Source organism: Pantoea sp. Ft-CA_14 (assembly GCF_024520875.1).
Classification (GTDB): Bacteria; Pseudomonadota; Gammaproteobacteria; order Enterobacterales; family Enterobacteriaceae; genus Pantoea; species Pantoea agglomerans.
Map to the genome: position 1 here is coordinate 270,487 of NZ_JALNPM010000006.1, position 8,337 is coordinate 278,823.

The following is an 8,337-nucleotide window of genomic DNA, read 5'->3' on the forward strand; positions in this document are numbered from 1 at the left end:
CCCCGGCTGTTTTCCGCCGGGGATCTCATCTCAGAACGGCTTGCGTTGCAGGCTGCTTCGCCACTCCCGCCTCTCCAGCAGATGTTCATCCGGCGAATCCGCCGTATCAACCTGACTGCTCTGCTCCAGCCATCGCGCACTGCGTGAATGGGGATGACTTTCGCTGATCACCTGTTGTGAAAACGCGCCAAACGATAACAGCAAAAACAGTAATGCACTGGCCAGCCTCACTTTCATACGCACACCTCTTTGGTAACGGTGCCGCTATGCTGCCCGAAGGGTTTTCATTTTCTGTCAGTAACAGGCAAAGTTATGTGGTAAGCGGGAACAAGCTGCGACGGGTTTAACCGCGGTTCAGGATAGTCCGTCAGCCCGGCATCATAAGTTTCCCGGCTAACCGTCCGTTTTCTTTCAGGAGAATGCTATTGAACCTCAATCAGTTTGATCAGCCGGTCGGTGAGGCTCTGCCCGACTGGCAACCGGTCACCAGACCACCCTGTATGCCACTCACGGGTCAGCACTGCCTTCTCCTGCCGCTAAGCATCGATCATGCAGAACCGCTATTGCAGGCATTTATGCTGGCACCGGATGATCGCGACTGGACCTGGCTGAGCGCAGAGCGGCCCGCCTCTCTGCCGCAGATGCAGCACTGGATTGCGGATAAAGTGGCGGATGCGGCCCTGGTGTCCTTCACGGTCTGCTCGCCAAATCAGCAGCCCTGCGGCGTGGTCTGCTTCGCCAGCATTGAGCCGGGACACGGCACTGTTGAAATCGGTCACGTCACCTGGTCGCCGCTGATGCAGCGCAGTGTCATCGGCAGCGAGGCGATTTATCTGCTGCTGCAACAGGCTTTCTCGCTCGGCTATCGCCGAGTGGCGTGGCGCTGTGATTCAACCAATATCGCATCACGACGCGCAGCAGAACGGCTGGGGTTCCGCTTTGAGGGCCGTTTTCGTCAGGTTATGACGCGTAAACAGCGTAATCGCGATACCGACTGGCTATCAATTATTGACCGTGAATGGCCAGATGTTCAGCGCGCCCTGAGTGCCTGGCTAAGTGCGGATAATTTCGCTGCCGGGGGACAGCAAAAGCGCCCGCTCAGCGCCTGCTTCGCCGACGTTAACCCGGCTGATGCAAACGCGACAAGTCCTGAACGCGGAGCGGATGCTGGCGATTAATGCAGCCGGCGCACGGTCAGTGCCGCGGACCAGCGCTGTCGCTGACAGCGCGGGCAGACAGCCTGCTGCTCAGCCTCAATGATCTGCGTCTGGCCGCAATGGGTGCAGGCATAGAGCGCGCTGACCGGCACAGTGCTGTAATCCTGCCGGTGCTCAGGAGGCAGTACGCTTAACCCGGCGCGCATCTCATCGTCATCGTAGAAATAGAGGCTGAGCTGACCATCGACCTCCACCAGCGCCAGCCGGATCTGCCCCAGATGCTCCACACCACTCTGCCGTAACTCCATATAAAACTCATCTTCGGAAATATTCAGACGATCCAGACTCTCCAGCACATACAATCCCTCTTTAATCAGGGTAATCACGTCGCCCTGAATAAGCCGTGAAAAGCGCGGGCTGTGCGCCGTCAGCCAGGTCGTGAAGCGGTAGAGCGCCAGCAAGACTACAAACACCATAATGACCGGCAGCACCGGCACATCATCGTAAAATGTCACATCACCGGACGCGGAACCCAGCGTCAGGATCACCACCAGTTCGAACAGCGACAGCTGGCGCACGCCGCGTCGTCCTGAGACTTTCAGAAAGGTGAACACCACCAGATAAGCGATCATGACCCGTACCACCACCTCAAACAAAAAGGTGGCCGGTTGATCGTTAAGTAAGAAACGGTGCCAGTCGAATGAGAACATAGTCTGTAAAACATCCTGTTTTAGGGGGCGCGCATCGTCGCATCACCCGTTGATGACCCGCTGATTCAGGCCAGTGATAAGTAAATCTTGTCGCCAGCCCGCCAAAAGGCAAGCGAAGCTGTAACGCGAAAGTGGGCGAGTCTGACCTCTCTGCATGTTGAGGAAAAGGTTAACAAAGCTGAAAATGGCGCTGACACTATTCACGCTACGCTTATCGGGCCGTTCGCAAAACCGCATGCTAAAACTTCCTGTTTCTGGCTGGATAATTTTTACCGCTGCGCTTTTTTCTTTTACTTCAATAAATTGCGAACCAAACCTTACTGCCTATACTTTCCAGTAAGGCTTCCGCAAATCCTTTCAACATCCAGAGAAGCCAGCCTTTTTCTGCCGATAGCGTCACTGGCCTATACCTGCTATCTCACTCGTCCACACCGCGACAGGCCCTGATGCCTGCAACTCAGTGTCTGTGGCTTATGGCATGGATCGCCCGTCCGTTCAGAGTGGTCAGATCGATCAGTCTGCAATGCATACCCTGACGCCCTGACCCGTTTCACGACGGCTCGTCAGCGGGAAGCGTGTTGCTTTTTTTCGGGAGATGCCATGACGCCCTTTTCCAGTTTCTGGCAGGCCGGCTACGAAGGTGCCGATCATATCAATCCTGCCGGCCTTGCGCTGTCGATGAACGATCTTAACCAGCATCAGGCGCGTGCAGCAGAAGATTATGCCGCGCTGGCCCCCTTTTCCATTCGCACAGTGCGCGAAAGCGTCGGCTGGCGGTTATGTGAGCACGATGGCCGCTATGACTTCTCGACGGTCGCGGCCCGGATGCAGGCCGCAGAGCAGCAGGGCATTCAGCTGAGCTGGACAATCTGCCACTACGGCTGGCCCGCTGGCGTCAGCCTGTTTGACCACGACTTTGTCAGCCGTTTCGCCGCCTTCTGTGGCGCACTGGCCCGCTTCCTGGCCCCCTGGTATCAGCAGGCGCCGGTCTACTCTCCGATGAATGAGATCTCCTTTGTCAGCTGGGGCATCTCGGTTGGGCTGTTCACCTGTGAGGCGATCCCTGAGGCGGATCGGGCGGATGCCGCCAAGCAGCAGCTGGTGCGCGCTACGCTGGCAGCCTGTGATGCCATCTGGCTGGCCGATCCGCGAGCGCGTCTGCTGCACTGTGATCCACTGATCCATATCGTGCCCGATCCCGCCGATCCGGCCAGCGACGTGCTGGCACGTGAGATGTGTGACACCCAGTATCAGGCGTGGGACATGCTGAGCGGCAGGCGCAACCCGGAACTGGGCGGCGCCCCACGCTATCTCGATCTGATTGGCGTGAATTACTACCACGACAATCAGTGGGAGCAGGGATCAAACCGGCGGCTTTACTGGCATCTGGGCGACAGCCGACGCCTGCCGCTGCATCGGATGCTGCAGCAGGTCTGGCAGCGTTATCAGCGGCCACTGCTGCTGGCGGAAACCAGCCACGTCGGCAGCGGACGCGGAAGCTGGATCCTTGAGATCGCCGCGCAGGTTGCGCAGGCGCAACTGGCAGGCGTTGAGCTGCACGGCATCTGCCTCTATCCGATCCTCGATCGTCCCTTATGGGAGGAGACGACTTTCTGGACCCGCAGCGGTTTGTGGGATCTCGATCTGCTGGGGGCCGATCCCTATGCCCGCCAGCTACAGCAGCCTTATGCCGACGCATTACGTCAGGCGCAGCGCTTTTTGCAGCACATCCACTCCTTAAAACACCCCTGTCAGGAGCACCCTATGAAACCACCTGTTCTCATTGTTTTCAGCCATTTACGCTGGGGATTTGTTTTTCAGCGTCCGCAGCAGCTACTGACACGACTGGCACAGCACTATCGCGTGCTGTTTGTCGAAGAGCCGGTCTGGCAGGCGGGGCCACAGGGTCTGCATCAGAGCTCGCCTGCCGCTAACATCACGGTGATCCAGCCGCATACCGACAGCGACGCGCCTGGTTTTCACGACAGCCAGATCGCCTCGCTGCTGCTGCTGCTGACGCCGCTGCTGGAGGAAGATGAACAGCCGCTGATCTGGTTCTATACGCCGATGGCGCTGCCGTTGCTGACCCCTTTTGATCCCTCACTGGTGATTTACGACTGCATGGATGAGCTTTCCGCTTTTCAGAATGCACCGCGCCAGCTGCAGCAGCGCGAATCCGCGCTGATGACCCGCGCCGATCTGGTCTTTACCGGCGGCACCAGCCTCTATGAAGCGAAGCGTGACAAACATGCTCAGGTTTACTGCTTTCCCAGCAGCGTCGATGCTATTCATTTTGAGCAGGCGCGCGATCGCAGCAATCGACATCCGATGCAGGATGCAATTCCGGCACAGCGTCTTGGCTATTACGGCGTGCTGGATGAGCGCATAGACCTGCCGCTGATTGCGGCGCTGGCGGACAGCCACCCCGAATGGCAGATCATTATGGTCGGGCCGGTGGTAAAAATTGATCCCGCCAGCCTGCCGCAGCGCGACAATATTCACTGGCTCGGCCAGCAGCCCTATCAGGCGCTGCCGCAGTTTCTGGCGGGCTGGGATGTCTGTCTGATGCCGTTTGCCATCAATGCCTCGACGCGCTACATCTCACCGACTAAGGTGCTGGAGTATATGGCGGCGCAGCTGCCGATTGTCAGTACCGCGATTATTGACGTTGCGCGGCATTACGCAGAGGAAGTCGCGGTGGCAGAGAGCCACGCGGAATTTATTGCCGCCTGTGAACAGGCGATGGCGATTGGTGCCGCAGAACGGCTGGCGCTGGCGGGACGGATGCAGGCAAAGGTCGATGCCACCTCATGGGATCGCACCGCTGAACAGATTCATGGACTGATCCAGCAGGCGCTGACGCAGCGTCAGCCCGCACTAAGTTCGGTCAGCCAGGGCAGCGCGCAGGCGAATATCACGCCGTTAACCCCATTGATGCTGGAGAGTGAAGCCGTGCCCTGCCTGATTATCGGAGCCGGGCCAACCGGGCTGAGCGCAGGTTATCACTATGGCGAAGGCGCAGTGTTGCTGGAGAAAAATGCCACGCCTGGCGGCTGGTGCCGCTCGATTGACGATCAGGGTTTTACCTTCGACTATGCCGGTCACATTATGTTCTCGCAGGACCCGTACGTCTTGCAGCTGTATGAGATGTTGCTGGGCGACAACCTGCACTGGCAGGCGCGTGAAGCCTGGGTCTACAGCGACGGCGTTTATACCCGCTATCCCTTCCAGTCCGCGCTGCACGGCTTGCCGGTCGAGGTGGTAAAAGAGTGCGTGCTGGGCGCTATCGAGGCGCGTTATGGCGAAACGGCCGCCGCCGCGGTGCCACTGGATCGGGCGCGGGCACGGCGGGACTGCTGCGCAGATGGCGCGATCCCCGATGAGGGCAGCAGCACAGGCGTGGTGGAAGGCGAAGAGGATTTCCAGCACTTCATTATGCGCACCTGGGGCAAAGGCATCGCGCGTCACTTTGCCCTGCCCTACAACCAGAAACTGTGGAAGGTGCCGCTGACCGACATGGAAACTTCATGGCTGGGCGGACGCGTACCGCTGCCCGATCTGGCGCAGATCATTGATGGCGCACTGCAACCGCTGGCGAAACCGGTTGGCCCCAATGCCCGTTTCGGCTATCCGCTGCGCGGTGGCTTCCAGGCGCTGATGTCCGGCTTTTTGCCGCACCTGAAATGTACGCTGGAAACGGACGCCACCCTGACCCGCCTCTACCCGCAGGCGCACGTCGCGCTGCTGGCGGATGGTCGCCACTACCGTTATGAGCAATTAATCAGCACCATGCCGCTGCCGGAGCTGATTAAACTGATGGGCGATGAAGTGCCGGAGAGTGTGCAACGGGCGGCGCAGCAGCTGCAGTTTGTCTCGGTGCGTTGCGTTAATCTGGGAATTGGCCGCGCTGACCTGACCGAAAAGCACTGGATTTACTATCCTGGCGATACGCTGTTTCACCGCATCTTTGTGCAGGGCAATGCGAGTCCGCACTGCAACCCGCCGGGCGGTTTCGGCTTAACCTGCGAAATCACCTATAACGCGGCCAATCCGCTGCCGCTGGCGGGGGATGCGCTGATTGAGCGCTGCCGTCAGGATTGCATCAGAGTTGGCATGATCACCGCGGACGATCCGCTGCTCTGTGCCTCAGAGGTCGATATGCCCTACGCCTACGTGGTCTATGACCATGCGCGCAGCGATAACGTGGCGCTGATCCGCCAGTGGCTGCTGACCCAGGACATTCATCTGTCAGGCCGCTACAGCGAGTGGGAATATTACAACTCGGATCACGCCTTCCTTGCCGGTAAACGCGCCGCCGAAAATGTCCGGCTGCAGCATGTCAGCGAACGGACGCTCGGCTGACCCGGCGCAGTCGCTACGAAAGCCGCTGGCTGCACTTCGCGGCTTTCAGCGACTGTAACTGCGTCAGTCGCCGCTCCGCCTTCTGGCTGGCATTGTATTTCGCAATGCCATTGCCCAGCCCGAAATCCCCGACAAAGCCCAGCACGGTCAGTGCATCGAACTGGCCGGTCTGCTCAATATCACTCTGCACGCTGTGCGCTTTCACCAGCTCCTGATCCAGCGCGCTGCAATTCAGCATCGCCGTCTCTTCCGGGGTGACCGCGGATGCCTGCGGATACTGCTTGGTGGCGCAGCCGGTTAATACCAGCGTCAGCAGCACGATTAAGACGCTCTGTTTACTCATTTTTCATTGCCTGTTTTTTATCCAGTTAATACTGTTATCGGCAGCATCCCCCGGGATCATGAGTCTCTGACCTACCAATAATGGTCGAAACCGCTACGCTAATGTAGGATTCAGCGCGCTGCTGTCAGTTGCAGCGTGTTACCTATAGGAAGTCACGCAGCGAACGCACATTGCCCGTTCATCACTTCTGCCAGACCTTTCAAAGAGTTAGCCAGCATGATGCTGTCATCAGCAGCGTTTAAAAAGCAAAGCCTGACCGATAATCAGTGACGAGGCAGCCGCATAAGCAAAGCCAGACACAGAAAATTCGCGCGTCGGGTTTATCAGAGTTGTTCGAGATGAGGTTTTTCCATGCGTTTTAAAGGATTGAACATCGGGTTTTTCATTTTGATTCTGGCTATTGCCACCCTCGGTTTTTTCGAGGTGCTTTCGCCCTATTTCTCGCCGATTTTATGGGCGGCGATTCTGGCGGTGATTTTCCATCCGCTGAAAACGTATCTGCGGGTCCGAATGGGCGAACGCAATGGCCTGGCCGCGTTGATTACCCTGCTCTGTATCTGTCTGATTGTGTTCACGCCGCTGGCTATTATCGCCTCATCGCTGGTGGTCGAAACCAACGCGGTCTATCACAAACTGCAGACCAATTCGGCGCAGTTCCCGGCGGTCTTCGCCGATCTGTTGCAGCATCTGCCGCGCTGGGCAAAACATTATCTGGCTGAAAATAACCTGGATAACGCCGAACAGATTCAGCAGAAGCTCTCCTCGTTTGCCCTTAAGGGCGGTCAGTATGTGGCAGGCAGCGCCTTTATCATCGGTAAAGGGACGTTCAGCTTCACCGTCGGCTTTGGCGTGATGCTTTATCTGCTGTTCTTCCTGCTGAAAGATGGCTCCTATCTGGTGCATCTGATCCTGGAAGCGCTGCCGCTCTCAACCTACGTGAAGCATCACCTGATGGTGAAGTTTGCGGCCGTGGCGCGCGCGACGGTGAAAGGCACGGTGGTGGTCGGTATTGTTCAGGGTATTCTCGGTGGGCTGGCATTCTGGTTTACCGGTATAGACGGCAGCCTGCTGTGGGGCGCACTGATGGCCTTCCTCTCTCTTATTCCGGCAGTCGGTTCCGCCATTATCTGGGTGCCTGCGGCGATCTTCTTCTTCGCCACTGGTGCACTGTGGAAAGGGCTGTTCCTGGTGGGCTTCTTCGTAGTGATTGTCGGACTGGTTGATAACATCCTGCGTCCGCTACTGGTCGGCAAAGACACCAAAATGCCTGACTATCTGATTCTGATCGCCACGCTGGGCGGCATGGAGATTTACGGCATCAACGGTTTTGTAATCGGTCCGGTGATTGCCGCTCTGTTTATCGCCTGCTGGAACCTGCTCTCCGGACGCGATAACCGCGAAAACATCGAAGCCATCGACGAAGAGTTTATCGAAGAAGGTAAGAAACAGTCCGATACCGCGGCAGAGGCTGCGGCTGAAGCGGCGGCGGCCTCCGCCGATGCGGCTGCAGAGACGGAAAGGAAAGTCTCTGCGTTAGCCGCCTCGGAGAAAGAAACAGCGGAAAAGAAAGCCTAATCCGCGTCAGCCATAAAAAAATCCACCTTTCGGTGGGTAATGCCAGTCAGTTAAGCGACAGGGGATAACGCAGTCTGGTGAGTATTGTTAAAAAGGGCACGAGAGTGAAGGCATGAGCGCCTCTGCTGCTGAAAGGGCTATCCGCAGCGCTGAGGCGTGACGGCGGGCCAGAAGTCCACGCCGGGAAGCG

General features: G+C 57.9%; 6 protein-coding genes. 3 read left to right on the top strand and 3 right to left on the bottom strand.

All coding sequences use genetic code 11. From position 1 onward, the window contains the following. Window positions 1-30: 30 nt before the first annotated feature. The gene (locus NR195_RS12200; protein WP_122889111.1) at window positions 31-237 is read right to left on the bottom strand and encodes a hypothetical protein; all 207 of its coding nucleotides are present in this window, start codon (window positions 235-237) and stop codon (window positions 31-33) included. Between the two features lie 188 nt (window positions 238-425). Between NR195_RS12200 and NR195_RS12205 the strand changes: the two genes are divergently transcribed. Next, window positions 426-1,178, top strand: coding sequence for a GNAT family N-acetyltransferase (locus NR195_RS12205; RefSeq protein ID WP_010671262.1), 753 nt, complete (start codon window positions 426-428; stop codon window positions 1,176-1,178). On the opposite strand, the gene NR195_RS12210 is transcribed toward NR195_RS12205, so the two are convergent. Then, window positions 1,175-1,867 carry a DUF421 domain-containing protein gene (locus NR195_RS12210; RefSeq protein WP_010259010.1) on the bottom strand — a complete coding sequence of 231 codons (693 nt, stop codon included), beginning with the start codon at window positions 1,865-1,867 and terminating at the stop codon, window positions 1,175-1,177. The genes NR195_RS12205 and NR195_RS12210 overlap by 4 nt on opposite strands. 600 nt (window positions 1,868-2,467) lie before the next feature. Between NR195_RS12210 and NR195_RS12215 the strand changes: the two genes are divergently transcribed. Further along, on the top strand, window positions 2,468-6,229 hold the full coding sequence (locus tag NR195_RS12215) for an NAD(P)-binding protein (protein ID WP_256844559.1): 3,762 nt from the start codon (window positions 2,468-2,470) through the stop codon (window positions 6,227-6,229). A 13-nt stretch (window positions 6,230-6,242) separates the two neighbouring features. Here NR195_RS12215 and NR195_RS12220 read toward each other — a convergent pair whose 3' ends face one another. After that, the gene (locus NR195_RS12220) at window positions 6,243-6,572 is read right to left on the bottom strand and encodes a hypothetical protein (RefSeq protein WP_045140688.1); all 330 of its coding nucleotides are present in this window, start codon (window positions 6,570-6,572) and stop codon (window positions 6,243-6,245) included. Between the two features lie 351 nt (window positions 6,573-6,923). Between NR195_RS12220 and NR195_RS12225 the strand changes: the two genes are divergently transcribed. Beyond that, a complete protein-coding gene (locus NR195_RS12225) occupies window positions 6,924-8,147 on the top strand; it encodes an AI-2E family transporter (protein ID WP_033756854.1) in 1,224 nt (407 codons plus the stop codon). Window positions 8,148-8,337 lie beyond the last annotated feature (190 nt).